The sequence below is a fragment of the Bacillus sp. LM 4-2 genome, from assembly GCF_000978495.1.
Lineage (GTDB): Bacteria > Bacillota > Bacilli > Bacillales > Bacillaceae > Bacillus > Bacillus subtilis.
Genome location: NZ_CP011101.1, coordinates 441,996 through 459,500, shown reverse-complemented (window position 1 = coordinate 459,500; position 17,505 = coordinate 441,996). Strand labels below are relative to the sequence as shown.

Below are 17,505 nucleotides of genomic sequence, written 5' to 3'. Positions count from 1 at the left end.
AGTCGCAAGGAGATGCAGTAGAGGATATAGAGAGGTTTCCTTTTAATATAAAACGCTTTCAAGAAAGAATCAATCACTTATAAATGGTAATTTGGCACTATGCGGTGTGACAATATTGAAAAAGCATCAGCTGGTAAGCTGATGCTTTTTATGGAATATCGTAACCCTGTACGGCTGTAAAAATGCGGAACCATTGATCCTGGTCAAGCTTGTATGACAACGCATTTATCGCGGCGGAAATCCGCTCGCGCTTTCCGCTTCCGACAATCGGCATAATGCCGGCCGGATGCGTGAACAGCCATGCGTACATGACCTCGCCCAATGAAGCGGCGCCAATCTCTGCTTGAACGGATTCAAGCGCCGTGCGGACACGCCGGTCTTTTTCCGTGTCACCAGTGAAAACTTTGCCGCCTGCCAGAGGCGACCAAGCCATCGGCGGAATCCGTTTTTCCTGGCACAGGTTCAAAGTGCCGTCGAGCATATTTTCTAATTCGTATGCGGAAAGCTCAATCTGGTTGGTCACAAGCTTCTCAGGCAGATACGTTTCCAGCATCCGATACTGGTGATCTTTAAAATTTGAAACGCCAAAGTACCTGACCTTGCCAGAGCATTTCAAGGCCTGAAACGCCTCTGCTACTCCCTCCGGATCCATGAGCGGGTCCGGTCTGTGAATCAACAGCACATCGATATAATCCGTCCTAAGGTTCATAAGCGATTGCTCAACAGAAGCCAAAATATGCGATTTGCTTGTGTTATAATGATGCGATCTGTGAGCAGGCCGTTCAGGCGATTCAAGAACGATGCCGCATTTTGTGACCAGCTCTACGTTTTCTCTTAATCCAGGCGAAAGGGCAAGGGCGTTTCCAAACAGCTTTTCGCACGTATAGCCTCCATAAATATCCGCATGATCAAAGGTCGTGATGCCGTGATCGATACACCATTCAATGAGGCTCAGAAGTTCAGCATCTGAATAGTTCCATTCATTCAGCCGCCAAAGCCCGTGTATGACTCTTGAAAATTGAAGATCCTCCGCCAATTGAATACGCTGCATGCAAAATCCCTCTTTTCTTTGTATAAACCGGGTTTTGCCCCTTACTAGTTCATTCGGCCTCAGATCCCCTTTTTCCTTTCGCTCCTTTTAAAAAGACATTTTAATTCGATTGAAATTGCTTTTTCGCTTTCTCAACGACATAGTGGCTGCCGCCGCGGTCCTGCACATTTTGGATCATCATGGCGACAAGCAGGTCTTTGTTTTTGTAATCGTAGCCGACAAACCAGCCATTTTCCGTGCCGTCTTTATCATCTTTTGATGTTTTCAGCTCGGCTGTTCCTGTTTTCCCGGCCACTGTGATTCCTTTTACGACAGGCTGATACGCTGATCCGCGCTCATCTTCCACAACGCCTTTCAGACCTTTTGTAATGTCTGCCGCCCCTTCCTTCGTGACCACTTGCTTGTGCCAAACATCAGCTGTTTGTGAATCTTTTTTGATCAGCGTCGGTTTGACAAGGTCTCCATTGTCAACAAATGGCGTGTAAGCAGTTGCCAAGTGAAGCGGAGACATTTGCATTTGCCCTTGTCCGTAGCCTGTATCCGCAAGCAAAATGTCTGAATCAAGCTTGTCATTTGCAATAGACGATTTCTGGATCGGGAATTCATACGGAACGTCCTCTGAAAAACCGAATGTTTTTAAGCCTTTTGTGAAGGTGTCCGCTCCCATATCAAGCGCATTCTGGGCAAAATAAATATTGTCTGACGTAATAAGGGCGTTTTCCAAATCGACTTGTTGAAGTCTCTCAGACACACGTGTCACTGAATAGCCGCCCCAGCTCGAATCTTTTTGCCACTCCTTGCCTTTGATTGTTTTCTTCTCATCGGCTTTAAGGGTGCCGTTTTTGATTCCAATAGCAGCCGCAATCGGTTTAATGGTAGAACCTGGCGCGTATGTCTTATTGAATTTCGCTGAAAACGGATTGTTTTTATCTTTGTTTAGCTTTTTCCATTCCTTATCGCTCCAGCCGAAAATAAATCCGTTTGGATCGTAGGAAGGCGCGCTGACAAGGGCGAGTGTTTCGCCTGTCTTCGGCTGCAGCGCGACTGCCGCCCCGCTGTCATCCTTCAGTTCATCATACAGCTTCGTTTGCGTTTTGATATCAATTGTGAGGTGAAGATCCTCGCCGTCCTTTGCTTTCTTTTCAGCGATGACTTCCCCGGTTTGCGGCACGTAGATTTTCCAGCCAGTTGTGCCTCTTAGCTTGTCTTCATACACATTTTCAAGTCCGGCGATACCGATGTTAGACGTATCGCTGTACGTTCCTTCTTTCTTTTTCTTCAGTTCTTCCGCTGTAATGGCGCGGACATAGCCTGTCAAATGGGCTGTCTTTTCGCCATACGGATAGTAGCGGGAGCTGACATTCGTTCTTGTTACGCCTTGTAATGACGTCGCTTCAGAAACTAATTTCTCCTGGTCAGGCTTGACCTTTTTGAGCGGCACAAACGAATCGTCTTTTACCCAGCCTTGATCCAGCTTTTTCTTGATGTCGTCTTCAGTCAAATCAAGTTTTTTGGCGAGTTCTTTTATAACTTTCTCTTTTTTATCGCCAAGCTCTCCGGGAACAATTCCAATTTCCGGAACATCTGTATTGACAGCTAAACCTTTTCCATTTTTATCGTAAATTTGGCCTCGTTTCGGTTCAATGCTCATAATTTGCACGGTTTTGTCGTCAGCCAGCTGCTCGAAAATAAACGATGGGTCCCAATCTATATTCCATGACTCCTCGTCATCTGTTTTTTCTAATTTCAGCACAGCAGTATTCTTGAAGCTGACTTTGCCGGCATTTGTGTTCATGCTGACTTTATACGGGATATGTTTCATTGTCTTGTTGTCTTGATCGTCCTTATCTACTTCTCCCGCAGTGACTTTCAAATTTTTTACGCCAGCCTGCTCATAGATGGCTTTATACCTGTTGACGAAATCTTTTTTGGAGATTTCTTTTTTGACATCTTTAGTCAGGCTTTGATACATGTCATCGAATTGCTGATCGTTCCACTGTTTCACGAATGCTTCCATGCGATCCTCTGGTGAATCTGTTTTGGAGCATCCGATTAACCCAATCAATCCGACGCATAGAAATACTAGTAGAATACACTTTTTTAACATGACTTTCCCCTGCCTTCCACTTGTTATTTTCTCTTAATTGAATTGGTGCGTGCAAGATTTTTTTGAAAATGAAGGAAAAGTTCACCGATTTTGCAGAAATCTCCTATCGTTTGCTGTAGACTATTTGAAAAGACAGAAAGAAGGGATAGCATGGTCAGAGAGGCAGCAATGCTTCACATTAAAGAAGGCCTTGAACAAGAGTTTGAGGATGCATTCCGGCAAGCGGCGCCGATTATTTCCGGCATGAAGGGCTATATCACTCACTCATTATCAAAATGCATGGAGGAAACGCATAAATATCTGCTTCTTGTGGAGTGGGAAACACTTGAGGACCATACGGAAGGCTTTCGCGGTTCTTCAGAGTATCAAGAGTGGAAAGCCTTGCTTCATCGGTTCTATACCCCGTTCCCGACGGTCGAGCATTTTCAGGATGTGTAATAGATTTATATAATATGAAGTGTAAAACCGATAAGGGAGACAGACCATACAAAAACGGCGGTATAAATATTAAAAGCGCCTGAACCGTCATTTTCTTTTTTGCGTTCTTCAAGCCCCTGCATAAACATGACCGCACCAAGAAAGACGAGCATGACCGATTGGATAACAGAGGTGTGTTCCGTATAGTTAAAAGCAATAAGCGCCAGTATAATAATGATAACCGCAAAAGACATTTTAAAAATCCGAAACAAAAGGACCATCCTTCCTTATATACGAAATATTGAACGTTATGGCTATATTTGCCTACGCCCTCCATTATTCTAGCGCACTTTGTTTGTCTGTAGAACAGAAGACAGAGAATTTTAAGTTTCTTTTAATATTTCGATCACACATAAAAAACGCGCCTGTCATGAGGCGCGTTTTCTATGAAACTGATAATTCTTTATAGCCTAGCTTGTGAACGGCTTCAGCCATCGCTTGATAGCCTTTGCTGTTCGGATGGACACCGTCAAAGGACAGATATTCCTGTTCTTTGCCTTTGAAGATGCTATAGGCATCCGCGATTTTGACATGGGGTGCTGATGCAAGTGTTTCTAAATGTGAATTAAACGAAGTGATCCATTTGCCGGCGATATCAATTTCGGGAAACGGATTGTATAAGTTGAACACACGAATGGCGTACGGGGAAGGATTTTCTCCTTTAATCTCGGCGATTTCGGCAATCATCTTTTCAAAATTCTCATGGCAATGGGCGGATACACGGCTGAAAATCGTTTCATCCTTAGAGGTTTGGTAGGCTAAGACCGAATCGATGAGATCGTTTCCGCAACCTGTGATCGTTATCATATCAGCATCTCGAATGCATTTTTGCACATAGGGATATGACAGGAGTCCCAAAATCTCTTCTGTATTCAGGCCTGATCTGGCAAATATGTTTATTGCCGTTCTTGTTTTCAAGTCAGCTTCCATCATGTCCCCAAAACGCTGGACGAAGCCGGGTGAAAACAGCCCGGAGCCTCTCCCTGTCGTCAAGGAATCGCCCAGAGCTGTATATCGAAGCACCATGTTCTTTCCTCCACTCTTGAACGTCGATACGTTAATGTACGCAGCAGAGAAAAGATTGGCTACTTATGTATATCCTATTTTTCTTGAAATCTGTAAAGCGGCGTCCTTCACCTTTTCTGTTAAATAGGGCAGCCTGTCTTCTGTAAATCTCGCTTCAAAGCCTGCAATGCTAATGCCGGCTGCCACTTGGCGCTTATGGTTAAAGATCGGGGCGCCGATCGCCGCCGTATAGTTTTCGAGCTCTGAATAGCTGACAGTATAGCCATTTTGCACAGAGGCATCAATCTCCTGAAGCAGTTTTTCGGGATCGGTAATCGTTCCGGAGCCAATCGAAATGAGCTCGGTTTGTTTGATGTATGCTTCGATTTCTTCACGGGGAAGAAAGGACAGAATGCTTCTGGCGCACGCTCCCGCGTATAGGGGGGAACGCCTGCCGATCGCCGTATACAGCCGCACAGTCTGTGTCCCTTCTATTTTCTCAACGTATATCGCTTCATTGCCGTCTCTCATGATCAACTGCACGGCCTCATCCACTTCCCGGCACAGCTCTTCCATCACCGGTTTCGCTATTTTTCTGATATCCAGCCTGTCAGCGACAAGCTGTCCGAATTCCAAAAACACCAATCCCAGCGAATAAGCGCCGGACGCATCCCGACTGAGGAACCCCATTTCCTCCAAAGAGCTGACCATCCGGTGAACAGAGGTCTTCGGCATTCCTGTCAGCGCCACCAGTTCACTTAAGGTTAGGCTTGGTTTATGCAAAAACAAATTGAGCAGCGCCATAGATTTGACTACGGTTTTATTTTTATTCTGCATCATTCATCCCCTTTGCTATGTCAGCCATTCCATCTTCATTCTCGTTTTCAGTTCTTTTATATGCTGTTCCCGTTCTACCGCAAGCGCTTCTGCCTCCTGAAGGGACACAGGTTCAAACTGGACGTGCTCACCCGGCATGATTTGGGAAACAATCGGAAGATCAGCGGATATGATGTGCGCGATCCTCGGATAGCCGCCAGTCGTCTGCCGGTCTGCAAGCAGGATAATCGGGTTGCCGTCAGGCGGCACCTGAACTGTTCCGAATGAAACCGCTTCCGACACCATCTCAAGCGGGGCCTTCAGTTCGAGCGGTTCTCCTTTGAGCCTGTAGCCCATACGGTCAGACTGCGGCGTGACACGAAATGCTTCTTCATAAAAACGCGTTTTTGATTCTTCTGTGAAAAAGGCAAATTGCTTTCCTTCCAGCACCCGAATGACGGGATTCTTCTTCAATGGCAGAAATCTGCCGCGGCTGACTGACCACTTCGGTGCTGCAAATCCCTGTTTTCCAAGCTGCGAACTTAAGCGGGAAAGGATGGTTTGCGAAAGAGCTGACATCTCTCCAATGTTCAGTTCATCTTCTTTTTGAAGCGCTCTGCCATGAAGTCCGCCGATGCTTCCTCTGACGTATGTGCTTTTACTTTCCATGACGGCAGGCACCTCAATGCCGCCGGCTGCCGCCAAATAAGCACGGCTGCCGAGTTTGCAGGGGCCAAAGCTGACTGTGCTGTTTTCCTTGATGAGCACAGGCTTCCATAAAGGCGCTTCCTCGTCATTAATACGCAGCGTGAAGTCCGCCCCTGTCACAGCAATCAGTGTCTGTTTTGAAAAATGAAACGACGGACCGGGCCCCATCATCGTTATTTCGAGACCTGCTTCATTTTCGCCGTTTCCTATCAACAGATTGGCAATGCGCAGTGATACCGTGTCCATAGCGCCGCTGGCCAGAACGCCGTATTTTTGGTAACCCGTTCTGCCTATATCCTGAACCGTTGTGAGCAGTCCGGGCTTTAATACTTTCATGCTCAATTGGACTCCTCCTTATAGGCGTGATAGTCTTTTTCTGAGATGCGAACGAATTTCACAGTATCTCCCGCCCGCAGCAATGTCGGCGGGTTTTCCTGCGGCCGGAAAAGAGCCAGCGGCGTTTTGCCGATCAGCTGCCAGCCGCCCGGCGTTGAAATCGGGTAAACGCCTGTCTGCAATCCCGCAATACCGACCGAACCTGCGGGAATCGACGGTCTTGGCGATGATTTTCTCGGAGCTGCAATGCGTTTTGACATCCCGCCTAGAAAAGGAAAACCGGGCGCGAAGCCAAGCATATACACCACATATTCACCGTTTGTATGAATGTCGATTACTTCCTCCGGTGACAGCTGATTGATCTTCGCCACCTCTTCTAAATCCGGACCAAATTCACCGCCATAGCAGACGGGAATTTCTACAATACGGCGGTTGACCTCATAGTCTTCGGCTATTTCTGCCAGGCGCTCTTCGACATCGCGCTTGACCTTCTCAAAAGGTGAGCTTATGCCTTGAGGCAAATGCTTGTACACTTCATACATATCATAAAATACGGTTAGACTTGTAAAAGCTGGGATACATTCAATGAATCCCGGAAATGGCTGTTCTTCTATATAAGCGGCCGCGGCATGGACAATGCCGTTGACCTGTTCATTGATTTCTTCTCCGAATCGGATCATCATTGCAGAATCACCGAGCTGTTCGATTTGATATCGTACAGTCATCTTTCTCACCTCTTTTAATTCTCGTTCATCAGGATGACGAGAGGTTACAGCACCGCAAGCGACTCGTCTCGAATATCTGTGATGAGCATATGCCCCGGCGCATGTGTGATGACCATTTCAGGTTTTACATTCATAGCCACGGCTTGCGGTGTCACTCCGCATGCCCAAAAAACAGGAACCTCGCCTTCTCGAATGGGAACGGCATCTCCGAAATCCGGTTTCCCGAGATCGCGAATCCCGATTGCTCCCGGATTGCCGATATGGATCGGCCCTCCGTGCACAGCCGGAAAACGCGAGGTCACTTGCGCGGCACGTACAGCCAGCCGTTCAGGAACCGGTCTCATGCTGACAACCATCTGTCCGTGAAACGCCCCCGCCGGAACACAATCGATATTCGTTTTATACATCGAGACGTTTGTCCCCTCATCAATATGCCGGACAGCTATCCCATTATTGATCAGTGCCTGTTCAAAGGAGAAACTGCATCCGATCAGAAAGCCGACAAAATCGTCCTCCCAGTATGGCGTAATATCAGATACTTCTTCCGATAAGATACCGTGCCTGTAAATACGGTATTTCGGAAAGTCCGTTCTGATATCAGCATCCGGCGCAGCCAGAGACGGCACAGGCGAACCTGCTTCAGTCACATCCAGCACGGGGCAGGGCTTTTGATTTCGCTGGCAAAACAGCAGAAAATCAAAAGCAAGGTCCTTTTTCAAAACCACAAGATTCGCTTGGGCGTAGCCGCCGGACATGCCTGCGGTCGGCCCGTTTATTTTCCCCTCTCGTATCAGGGCGCGTACATCCTTCGGCGCCATTTTGTTTAATTGCTCCACTTATATCAGCTCCACAATTGAGGAAGTTGTGTACATAACGTGTAGATTCCCATAACTGCCATTACAATCACTACAAGCGCGCCTGTGCTTGTCAGCCAAAGCGGATGCTTATAATCACCGACAATGTTTTTCTTGTAGGCGGCAACAAGCAGCGTTCCGAGCGCAATCGGCAGAATTAAGCCGTTCAGTGAACCGACAAGGACGAGGATCTTCGCAGGCTGGCCGATTGTGACAAAAGCTAACGTAGAAACCACAATAAATCCGATAATAATACCGCGTGAATTCTTTTCAATTTTTGGAGAAAAGGTCTTGAAAAATGAAACAGATGTATAGGCTGCTCCAATAACAGACGTAATCGCCGCAGACCACATGATCAATCCGAAAATTTTATAACCAACATTTCCAGCAGCCAGCTTGAAGACAGAAGCCGCCGGGTTGCTTTCATCGATGTGCAGCCCTTTCGATACAACGCCTAGAACCGCAAGAAAAAGAGCGATACGCATGACAGATGTAATTAAAATGCCGACAACCGAGCTTTTTGTCACCTGCGGAATGGATTCCTTTCCTTTAATTCCGGCATCAAGCAAACGGTGTCCCCCGGCAAATGTGATATAACCGCCGACGGTTCCGCCCACTAGGGTGACAATGGCAAATATGCTGATGTGTTCCGGGACGAATGTATTTGCGACTGCCTGTCCGACCGGAGGAGCTGTCGTCGCCGCAACGTAGACCGTTAAAATAATCATCACGAACCCCGCGATTTGCGTAAAACGGTCCATCGCTTTTCCTGCTTCCTTGATGACAAAAATCAAAATGGCGATAACGGCACTGATTAAAGCGCCTGTTTCAGGTGTAATGCCGAACAGCACCTGAAGTCCCAGCCCGGCCCCTCCGATATTCCCAATATTAAAAGCTAGTCCGCCAAGCACGACGAGAATGGCGATGAAATACCCCAGTCCGGGAAGCACCATATTCGCAATTTCCTGACCTCGTTTTCCAGAAACTGCGATGATGCGCCACACATTGGTTTGGGCGAAAATATCTAAAATAATAGAGATTAAGATGACAAAACCGAAGCTTGCTGCGAGTGTGTTTGTGAATGTTGCGGTTTGGGTGAGGAAACCCGGTCCGATTGCTGATGTCGCCATTAAAAAGGCGGCGCCCATCAGCAATGACCAGCTGCCCGCTTTTTTTCCTGCTGTCTTTTTCTGCTGCTCCATCTATTGTTCCTCCTTTATGTTGACCTCTGTTCTGAAATAGCTGTCACTTCAATTCCAGCCGCTTTGAGCTGTTTTCTGATTTTTTGCGCAAATGTCAGCGCATGGGCTCCATCTCCATGAATGCAGACTGTATCTGCTTTTAATGACACATCATGTCCTTGCTGAGATTTGACCGCCCCTTCTTTCACCATTTTGATGACCTGGGTGACGGCGGCATCATCACTTTCAATGAGTGCGTCCGGCTGGGAGCGCGGTGTCAGCGTGCCGTCCGATTGGTATGTTCTGTCGGCGAACACTTCATTTGCGGTCTGAAGTCCGATCCGTTCTCCCGCTTTTACAAGCTCGCTCTCAGCAAGACCGAAAAGAATCAGGCCTGGATCAACCTTATAGACAGCTTTCGCGATAGCATCCGACAGTTTTTGATCGACTGCCGCCATATTGTATAAAGCGCCATGCGGCTTGACGTGCTGCATGTGAAGTCCCTCTGCTTTTAGAAAGCCAGAGAGCGCGCCAATTTGATAAACGACAAGATCATACGCTTCCTCAGGAGAAATCGCCATATTGCGGCGCCCAAAACCGAGTAAATCCGGCAAGCCCGGATGCGCACCCATTTTCACGCCTCTTTCTGCTGCAAGCGCGACGGTTTTTCGCATAACACTAGGATCTCCTGCATGAAATCCGCATGCGATATTCGCTGATGTCACATACTCTAAAATATCTTGGTCAAGGCCTATCTTGTAGGCTCCGAAGCTTTCTCCTAAATCACAGTTTAAATCAATCTGAAACACAGAATCCCTCCTGCCAAAGCAAACGATATGCTTTATGTCATTTATTGTCCCGAAATCCGGAACGACTATTCCGAATTTTTGAACTTTATTTCATTATAAGTGAATCATATCTGTTTGTGAAATACTTTTGTCAGAAAACCTACCATGGTCCCAGAAGAAAACCTGCCAAACTAAAAAAGAGAGTCCATCTTAGGACTCTCTTTTTTTATAGTACCCAATGGCGAATCGCTTTAGCGACACCATCCTCAATATTTGTATCCGTGATATAATCAGCCGTTTCTTTTACGATGTCTTGCGCATTGCCCATTGCGACGCCAAGACCCGCTTCTTTGATCATCGCAATGTCATTAAGGCTGTCGCCCATCGCCATCACATTCTCCATTGTAAAGCCGAGTTTTTCCGTAACCTTGGCAAGGGCTGCAGCTTTGTTGATGCCAAGCGCGTTGACTTCAATGTTTGTCGGACTTGAATTTGTGATTTCGAGCTCTTTGTTTTTTCTCAGCTCCTCAAGCACTTCGTTTCGGATATCGTCATCCTCGATGTCAAAGCCGAATTTGAGCCATTCATGATCCGTAATGTTTTCCGGAAACTCGCCTCTCCATACTTTATTCACCGTAGAAGCCCAGAAATTAGTGTTGTGCTTATTCCGCAAATCCCACATCATTTGAATATGGTCCGTATGAAGCAGCTTCCGTTCCACCAAATTAAAATTCGAATCCCAAATTTCACTGCCGTTTGCCGTGATTAGAAAGGATGACAGCTTTAGCGATTCCGCCAGCTCCCGGCACGTCATCAGCGTCCGGCCCGTGCTGATCACCACATACACACCTTTATCCTCCGCTTCACGAATGGCTTTGCGGTTTTCATCCGAGATCAGCTGCTCGTCGTTCAGCAGTGTACCATCCATATCAATTGCGATCAGCTTGATATCTACATCTTCTCTTTGAACAGACATATATGTACCTCTCTTTATCTTTTTGTTGTGCTTCTCTCTATTCTAATACATTATACCCAGCGGGACAAAAAAGCGATTTCCTATGTTTGAGGAGAACGGATAAGAGGAAAACAAACGGTGAGGTGATCAAACATGACAGAAAGAAAACAGCAAAACAAACCAAATGAAAACCCCGAGCACAACGACTTAACCGATCCGATTCCTAATGAAGAGCTGAAGGAAAATATGAATGATGAAAAACACAAACGCCAGCAAAGAGATAACTCTCAAAGCGAACGGGATTACGACACAAAATAGAACCCCTCACAAAATGTTGTGAAGGGTTTTTTTCATTTTTCAATATAGATGCCGATTTCAGCTTCAGCAACAGGCTGCTCTCCAACTGATGCCTTGGCATGTCCGAACACAAACCCGCGCCGATTGCGCGTGACTTCAAACGTAAGATCAAGCCGGTCACCAGGCACAGCTTCTCCCAGCTTTTCCGCTTTCTTCACCGAAGTCAATAATCCCAAGCTGTTCTCATCTGTAATTCCTGTAAAAGCCGCGGTTTGCGCAAGCGCTTCAATCACAAGTGAAAACGGCATTTCTGTTTGCGTATCAGTGATAAACCAGTCGTTCTCACTAATCAGCTTATAAGCTGCCGCATGTTTGCCGGGCTCGCTATCCGTCACGCCATCAATAAACAAAAATGGATAGCGGTGAGGCAAAGATAATGAGTTCATTTTATATCTCCTTTTTTGACCATTATATCTCAGCCTAAAGTGAAACGATAGGATATAATGGAAAAAACACAAAAGGAGGCCGTTATGTCCCCAAAACCGCTTGTCATTCTCGTACACGAAATATACGGTGTAAACAGCCATATGAAAAAGATGGGCCGGCTGATCAAAATGGCTGGATATGATGTGTTGACGCCCAACCTGCTCGGCGAGAATGAAGTCTACACACTGCAAGAAGAAAAAACGGCATACGAACAATTTACAAAACACGAACGGCTGAAAACGGGAGAAACCATCATCCAGAATGTGATCAGGCAAAACGCCGGACGGCACATCTTTGTGATTGGATTCAGCGTGGGGGCTACTATCGCATGGAAATGCAGCAGTATGCCTGAGGTGAGCGGATCGGTTTGTTATTACGGTTCCCGGATACGCGACTCTCTTCATCACGTGCCAGCCTGCCCGGTCCTATTGTTTTTCCCTAATTATGAGCCGTCGTTTGACGTAGCGCTTCTTATCAAAAAATTGCGGGAAAAACAGCATACCCATCTTGAGATTTATCAATTCGATGCGCTTCACGGCTTCGCCAATCCTGATTCTGTTTATTTCAACAGGGCCCTTTTCTTCAAAACGCTTTCTATCATAAAAAACGGGGCGGAAAGCCGGCTCCGCACCGTTTCATCATCATTTTTTTAAACGTGCACGGCGCTTTATTATCGGTGCCGTCATGTTCCATGTTCTTTTTGCATTGCATTTTATTTTGCCTGTCTCATCTCACCGAATGGATAAAAGACGAGAGATTCAGTACCGATGATATCGTCTTCAGAAGGCATGCCCATTCCGTTTCTGCTATCCAGTGAATTGAGACGGTTATCTCCCATCACAAAATATTTACCGGAAGGAACCTCAACTTCGAAGTCACCTGTTAAGGTTACACCCGACTCTTTGACCTCCTGTTTATATTCCTTTAAGTATGGTTCTTCCACCTTTTTATCATTTATGTATAGCTGATCATTTTTCATTTTAATGCTGTCACCAGGCAAACCGATTAAACGTTTGACAAATGAGCGGCCGCTCTTTTTGTCATGAATGACTATGATGTCGCCTCTGTGAAACCCGCCAATCCATTTGACTGCTTTATCAACCAGAATTCTTTCTGAGTCTTTAAGCGTTGGGGCCATTGATGATCCTTCAATAAGAAAAGGCTTGTAAAACACCAATCTAATCGTAAAAATGAGAGCTGCGATCATAATGATACTGAGTGCAACGATCGTTTTGATTTTTCTTTTTTTCTTTAACGTGATTGTTTTTGCATTCAACTTCCTTCACCCGATGCTTTCCTAAGAATTCCAAATTATTATACAGCATTTGGATCTGCTTGGTTAGACTTTCGTGGAAATTTTCGTAAGGAAATGGACAGGCCGAGGCAGCCATCTGCCACCGGCCTGATTCATCAGAGCTTTCTTAAGCGCGAACAGATTTCATCAGTGACCTCAGCCGTTGTGCTTTGTCCCCCAATGTCGCGTGTTTTGATGCCGTCGGCAGTCACTTGCTCCATTACATCCAGAATGTTCGCCCCCAGCTCTTCCTCTCCGAAGTGGTCTAGCATCAGCTTCGCTGTCCAAATCTGGCCGATCGGATTGGCAAGGCCCTGTCCGGCAATGTCAGGAGCTGAGCCGTGAACCGGTTCAAACATGGACGGATATTTGCCGGATGGATTGATGTTAGCAGAAGGCGCAATGCCGATGCTTCCCATCAGGCTTGAGCTGATGTCGGTTAAAATATCACCGAACAAGTTGCTCGCCACAATGACATCAAACGTTTCCGGACGCGTCACAAAAAAAGCGGCCAGCGCATCAATATGCTGAGATGATGTTTCGATTTCGCTATAATCAGCTGCTGTCTGCTGAAAGACTTCATCCCAAAACGGCATCGCGTGATAAATGCCGTTAGACTTTGTGGCGCTTGTCACATGGCTGCGCCGTTTTTTTGCCAATTCGAAGGCAAAGCGCATGACACGTTCTGTCGCTTTTCTCGTAAACACGGCATTCTGGATGGCGATTTCATCATCGCCTCTGTGAATGCGCCCGCCGACTTCACTGTATTCACCTTCACTGTTCTCGCGAATCACCACGAAGTCAAAATCATTTGGATGCAGAAGCGGCGACGTAATGCCTGCCATTTGTTTGGCGGGTCTCATATTAATGGAAAGCTCAAGCTCCCTCCGGATTTTCAGCAGCAGTCCCCATAACGATATATGATCGGGAACCAGCTTCGGATTTCCGACGGCTCCCAAAAAAACCGCTTCAAATTGAGTAAGCGTATGTATTCCATCTTCGGGCATCATTTTGCCGTGCTCCAAGTAATAATCACAGCTCCATGGAAAAGCCGTGAATGAGAATGACAAACCTCCGTGTACCTCAGCGGCTGTATGAAGCACTTTCTCAGCAGCCGCTACAACCTCTTTTCCTACTCCGTCTCCCGGTATTGCCGCAATCTCGAATTGTTTCATCGTCATTCTCCTCCCCCTGTTTTCGTAAGCGCTTTCTATTATACTAGATTGCGAGATAGTAAAAAAAGCCCGTGACATTGTGTCACGGGTGATCGGTTATTGATTAAGTTTCTTTAAAATGATGGCGTGCAACGGTTCATGGGACTGAATACCGCACACCTCTTGAAGTACGCCGCTGTATCCTTTTTCTTCAATCAGCGCTTGCAGTTCAACCGCTTCAGGGTCACCGGTGAAATCGAAGCGCAGGGCTGCGGCAATTCCTTCCGCCAGTGCATTCGGCTCTTTTATTTTCTTTGCCGGGCCTACAAGTCTATCATTTTCTCCCAGTTTTCTGAGAGGTGACCTCGCTACGCGGGTCACATCGTCCGAAATGAAAGGATTTTCAAAGCGGCCGATGATTTTTTTGATATATTGTTCGTGTTCAGTTTGCTTAAAGCCATACGATTTGACGAGATAGTCACCAGTTTCAAGCAGCGCCGAATGAACAACACGGCGGATTTCCGGATGATCGATTGCTTCTTTGACCGTCTTGAGTCCGCGCTGATAGCCGACATACGCTGTCACCGCGTGTCCGGTATTGACCGTAAACAGCTTCCGTTCGATGTACGGCGTTAAATCATCAACAAACAGTGCGCCGTTTATGACTGGTGTTTTCCCTTTAAAGCCTGATTCATCAATGACCCATTCGAAAAATGGTTCAACCGATACTTTCAGCGGGTCTTCATGATGCTGAATCGGGACGATCCGGTCAACGGCAGAATTCGGAAAACCTACCGTTTCACTGACGGACTTCTGCTCTGCTTCCGTTAAATGGCTGTATATTTCTTTCTTTAAGAAGCTGCTTCCGCCAATCATATTTTCGCAGGCAATGATATTCAGTGTGTCTGCAGTGTTTCTCCGTCTTAAACCTTCTGCGATAGATGGAGCAATCAGCTTCAGCACATTCGGACCGACAGCTGTTGTGATGAGCGCCGCCTCATTCATCAGCCGGTACAGCTCTTCGGGCTGACTGCCGCTGTTAATCGCGCTGACCGGGCCAATGACCTCTGATGAACGTCCCTCTTCTGCCAGTTCTACTGTGTATTCTTTTTTTTCGTTGAGGAGGCTGACCATCGTGTCGTTTACATCCGCAAACACCACATCATAGCCGGAGTGGTGAAGCAGCGCGCCGATAAACCCTCTCCCAATATTCCCCGCACCGAAATGTAATGCGATCATGTCAGTTCACCTCGTTGAAAATGGCGATCAAATCTTCTTCGCTTTTAGCGGAGATCAGGCGTTCAATATTTTCTTCTTCTGAGCAGATAATGGCGATATTAGACAAAATGTCTAAATGCTCATTGTTTTTACCCGCAATGCCGAATACCACTTTTGCCGTGTTGCCTTCTCCGTACTCAACGCCCTCTGGAATCTGTATGATTGAAATTCCAGAGTGAAGCACCTCGCTTTTCGCTTCTTCTGTGCCGTGTGGAATGGCAATGAAATTCCCCATAAACGTAGAAGACGTTTCTTCACGTTCAAACATTTTGCTAATGTAATCCTCTGTCACGTAGCCGTTGTCAATCAGCGTCTGGCCTGCCAATTTGATGGCCTCTTCTTTTGATGATACCGTTTGATTGAGTTTAATATTTTCCTTTGCGAGTACTTGCATGAGTATCACTCTCTTTCTATAAGATTACTTTTTCAGCTTTTCAATCAGCTCGTCGTATTTCGGGCTGTTTAAGAAGTTATCCACTGATATGTGCGTCGCGTTCGGCAGCTTTGCTTTCGCGCGGTCTGTTAAATCTTTGTGGGTGATGACAATATCCGCATCGCTTGGCAGATTGTTAATGGCCGTGTTGGTCACACTGATGTCAAGCTCCGCTTTTTTCACTTTGTTTCTTAAGATGGATGCCCCCATGGCACTTGATCCCATTCCCGCATCACACGCAAAGATAATTTTGTTCACGCTTTCAGGAGACAGCTCAGACGCTTCTTCTGCTTTGGCTTGTTCCGCCTCTAAAGCAGCTGCTGCTTGGCTTTTCTTCCCCTTCATGGACTGCATTTTTTCTGTTGCGGCAGCCAAGTCTTCTTCACTAGCTTTTGAGGATTTCAGGATCACTGCTGAAACGATGAACGATACAGCTGCAGCGACCAATACACCCGCCAATACCCCGAAATAGCCTCCTCTTGGCGTCATTGCCATCAATGCGATAATGCTTCCCGGTGACGCTGCCGCGACAAGTCCGGCATTAAAGATCGTAAACGTTAAGAGTCCGCTTGCTCCGCCGGCAATGGCTGCGAGAATCAGGGCCGGTTTCATCAGAATGTACGGGAAGTAAATCTCGTGAATCCCTCCGAAGAAATGGATGATCGCCGCACCGGGAGCCGTTGATTTTGAAGATCCTTTGCCAAAGAACATGTACGCCAGCAAAATGCCGAGCCCCGGTCCAGGGTTTGCTTCTACTAAAAACAGAATTGATTTTCCTGTTTGGGATGCTTGCTCGATTCCGATCGGGCTTAAGATTCCGTGGTTAATGGCGTTGTTGAGGAACAACACTTTCGCCGGTTCTACAAAAACACTGGCTATCGGCAGTAAATTAGCGTGTACAATGACTTCCACACCAGCCGCCAGCAATTTATTTAGCGTCAGGACAACCGGGCCGATGGCGTAAAACGCGAGAATCGTTAAAGCCGCGCCGACAATCCCTGCCGTAAAGTTGTTGATCAGCATTTCAAAGCCTTGTTTGACTTTATCCTTGAATAATTTATCAGTCTGTTTAATGAGGTATCCGCCAAGCGGACCCATAATCATTGCGCCTAAAAACATTGGAATATCCGATCCGACAATCACCCCAATTGCCGCTGTCGCTCCGACAACTCCGCCGCGGTGGTCGTAGATCATTTTTCCGCCTGTATACGCTATCAAAAGCGGCAATAAATACGTAATCATCGGGCTGACCAGCGTGTTCAGCTGTTCATTCGGAAACCATCCTGCCGGAATAAACAGCGCGGTAATGATACCCCACGCGATAAACGCGCCGATATTCGGCATAATCATTCCGCTCAAATAACTCCCAAAGCGCTGCACTTTCACTTTCATGCCGCCTTGCTGCTGTTCTTGCTGCTGCATATATAAACCCTCCCTGTTTTGTTTGTCGCTGTAAGATAAAAAAATATGTTCAGAGAATGATGCTTCCCTTTGACTCTATGTTAAAACGCTTACAGTCCCTATACAATTGAAAGTAAAGAGGACTTTGGCACATGACTG

20 protein-coding genes are annotated in these 17,505 nt (G+C 46.6%); 3 read left to right on the top strand and 17 right to left on the bottom strand.

Annotated elements, in window-relative coordinates:
* Positions 1 to 148 precede the first annotated feature (148 nt).
* Both bslm_RS02300 and pbpC read right to left on the bottom strand, forming a co-directional pair.
* Complete coding sequence (locus bslm_RS02300; protein WP_033883703.1) at positions 149 to 1,051, bottom strand: aldo/keto reductase; 903 nt, start codon at positions 1,049 to 1,051, stop codon at positions 149 to 151.
* A 100-nt stretch (positions 1,052 to 1,151) separates the two neighbouring features.
* Positions 1,152 to 3,158, bottom strand: a complete 2,007-nt coding sequence (gene pbpC / locus bslm_RS02295) for a penicillin-binding protein 3 (RefSeq protein WP_033883702.1) — start codon at positions 3,156 to 3,158, stop codon at positions 1,152 to 1,154.
* A 150-nt stretch (positions 3,159 to 3,308) separates the two neighbouring features.
* Between pbpC and bslm_RS02290 the strand changes: the two genes are divergently transcribed.
* Positions 3,309 to 3,596 carry an antibiotic biosynthesis monooxygenase family protein gene (locus bslm_RS02290; protein ID WP_003234413.1) on the top strand — a complete coding sequence of 96 codons (288 nt, stop codon included), beginning with the start codon at positions 3,309 to 3,311 and terminating at the stop codon, positions 3,594 to 3,596.
* A 5-nt stretch (positions 3,597 to 3,601) separates the two neighbouring features.
* Here bslm_RS02290 and bslm_RS02285 read toward each other — a convergent pair whose 3' ends face one another.
* From bslm_RS02285 to bslm_RS02245, 9 genes are all read right to left on the bottom strand, one after another.
* A complete protein-coding gene (locus bslm_RS02285) occupies positions 3,602 to 3,847 on the bottom strand; it encodes a YczI family protein (protein WP_003240256.1) in 246 nt (81 codons plus the stop codon).
* Between the two features lie 172 nt (positions 3,848 to 4,019).
* A complete protein-coding gene (lipC, locus tag bslm_RS02280; RefSeq protein ID WP_033883701.1) occupies positions 4,020 to 4,661 on the bottom strand; it encodes a spore germination lipase LipC in 642 nt (213 codons plus the stop codon).
* Positions 4,662 to 4,724: 63 nt separating this feature from the next.
* Entirely contained in the window at positions 4,725 to 5,477 is a 753-nt protein-coding gene (locus tag bslm_RS02275; RefSeq protein WP_014475834.1) for an IclR family transcriptional regulator, read from the bottom strand.
* A gap of 15 nt (positions 5,478 to 5,492) precedes the next feature.
* Positions 5,493 to 6,500, bottom strand: coding sequence for a 5-oxoprolinase subunit PxpC (gene pxpC, locus bslm_RS02270; protein ID WP_003234419.1), 1,008 nt, complete (start codon positions 6,498 to 6,500; stop codon positions 5,493 to 5,495).
* A 2-nt stretch (positions 6,501 to 6,502) separates the two neighbouring features.
* Entirely contained in the window at positions 6,503 to 7,225 is a 723-nt protein-coding gene (gene pxpB, locus bslm_RS02265; protein ID WP_014475832.1) for a 5-oxoprolinase subunit PxpB, read from the bottom strand.
* Positions 7,226 to 7,269: 44 nt separating this feature from the next.
* Positions 7,270 to 8,043 carry a putative hydro-lyase gene (locus bslm_RS02260; protein WP_082098088.1) on the bottom strand — a complete coding sequence of 258 codons (774 nt, stop codon included), beginning with the start codon at positions 8,041 to 8,043 and terminating at the stop codon, positions 7,270 to 7,272.
* Between the two features lie 23 nt (positions 8,044 to 8,066).
* A complete protein-coding gene (locus bslm_RS02255; RefSeq protein ID WP_003234422.1) occupies positions 8,067 to 9,281 on the bottom strand; it encodes an NRAMP family divalent metal transporter in 1,215 nt (404 codons plus the stop codon).
* A gap of 14 nt (positions 9,282 to 9,295) precedes the next feature.
* Positions 9,296 to 10,069 carry a 5-oxoprolinase subunit PpxA gene (gene pxpA / locus bslm_RS02250; protein WP_003234423.1) on the bottom strand — a complete coding sequence of 258 codons (774 nt, stop codon included), beginning with the start codon at positions 10,067 to 10,069 and terminating at the stop codon, positions 9,296 to 9,298.
* A gap of 205 nt (positions 10,070 to 10,274) precedes the next feature.
* Positions 10,275 to 11,024: a phosphoglycolate phosphatase gene (locus bslm_RS02245; RefSeq protein WP_003234424.1), complete on the bottom strand. Its 750-nt coding sequence runs from the start codon at positions 11,022 to 11,024 to the stop codon at positions 10,275 to 10,277.
* 132 nt (positions 11,025 to 11,156) lie between these two features.
* Between bslm_RS02245 and bslm_RS20330 the strand changes: the two genes are divergently transcribed.
* Complete coding sequence (locus bslm_RS20330) at positions 11,157 to 11,321, top strand: hypothetical protein (protein WP_032678934.1); 165 nt, start codon at positions 11,157 to 11,159, stop codon at positions 11,319 to 11,321.
* A gap of 32 nt (positions 11,322 to 11,353) precedes the next feature.
* Here bslm_RS20330 and bslm_RS02240 read toward each other — a convergent pair whose 3' ends face one another.
* Positions 11,354 to 11,746, bottom strand: coding sequence for a 3-hydroxyacyl-ACP dehydratase FabZ family protein (locus bslm_RS02240; protein ID WP_015252806.1), 393 nt, complete (start codon positions 11,744 to 11,746; stop codon positions 11,354 to 11,356).
* Positions 11,747 to 11,830: 84 nt separating this feature from the next.
* On the opposite strand from bslm_RS02240, the gene bslm_RS02235 reads away from it, so the two are divergent.
* A complete protein-coding gene (locus bslm_RS02235) occupies positions 11,831 to 12,439 on the top strand; it encodes a dienelactone hydrolase family protein (RefSeq protein WP_029726564.1) in 609 nt (202 codons plus the stop codon).
* Between the two features lie 59 nt (positions 12,440 to 12,498).
* On the opposite strand, the gene sipU is transcribed toward bslm_RS02235, so the two are convergent.
* From sipU to bslm_RS02210, 5 genes are all read right to left on the bottom strand, one after another.
* The gene (sipU, locus tag bslm_RS02230; protein ID WP_038428365.1) at positions 12,499 to 13,062 is read right to left on the bottom strand and encodes a signal peptidase I sipU; all 564 of its coding nucleotides are present in this window, start codon (positions 13,060 to 13,062) and stop codon (positions 12,499 to 12,501) included.
* A 134-nt stretch (positions 13,063 to 13,196) separates the two neighbouring features.
* Positions 13,197 to 14,261, bottom strand: a complete 1,065-nt coding sequence (locus bslm_RS02225; RefSeq protein ID WP_082098067.1) for a tartrate dehydrogenase — start codon at positions 14,259 to 14,261, stop codon at positions 13,197 to 13,199.
* A 90-nt stretch (positions 14,262 to 14,351) separates the two neighbouring features.
* Positions 14,352 to 15,473 (bottom strand): mannitol-1-phosphate 5-dehydrogenase, encoded by a 1,122-nt coding sequence (locus bslm_RS02220; protein ID WP_003234438.1) that lies wholly within the window; start codon positions 15,471 to 15,473, stop codon positions 14,352 to 14,354.
* Position 15,474: 1 nt separating this feature from the next.
* Positions 15,475 to 15,906, bottom strand: coding sequence for a PTS mannitol transporter subunit IIA (locus bslm_RS02215; RefSeq protein WP_003246714.1), 432 nt, complete (start codon positions 15,904 to 15,906; stop codon positions 15,475 to 15,477).
* A gap of 24 nt (positions 15,907 to 15,930) precedes the next feature.
* Positions 15,931 to 17,367 carry a PTS mannitol transporter subunit IIBC gene (locus bslm_RS02210; protein ID WP_038428364.1) on the bottom strand — a complete coding sequence of 479 codons (1,437 nt, stop codon included), beginning with the start codon at positions 17,365 to 17,367 and terminating at the stop codon, positions 15,931 to 15,933.
* Positions 17,368 to 17,505 lie beyond the last annotated feature (138 nt).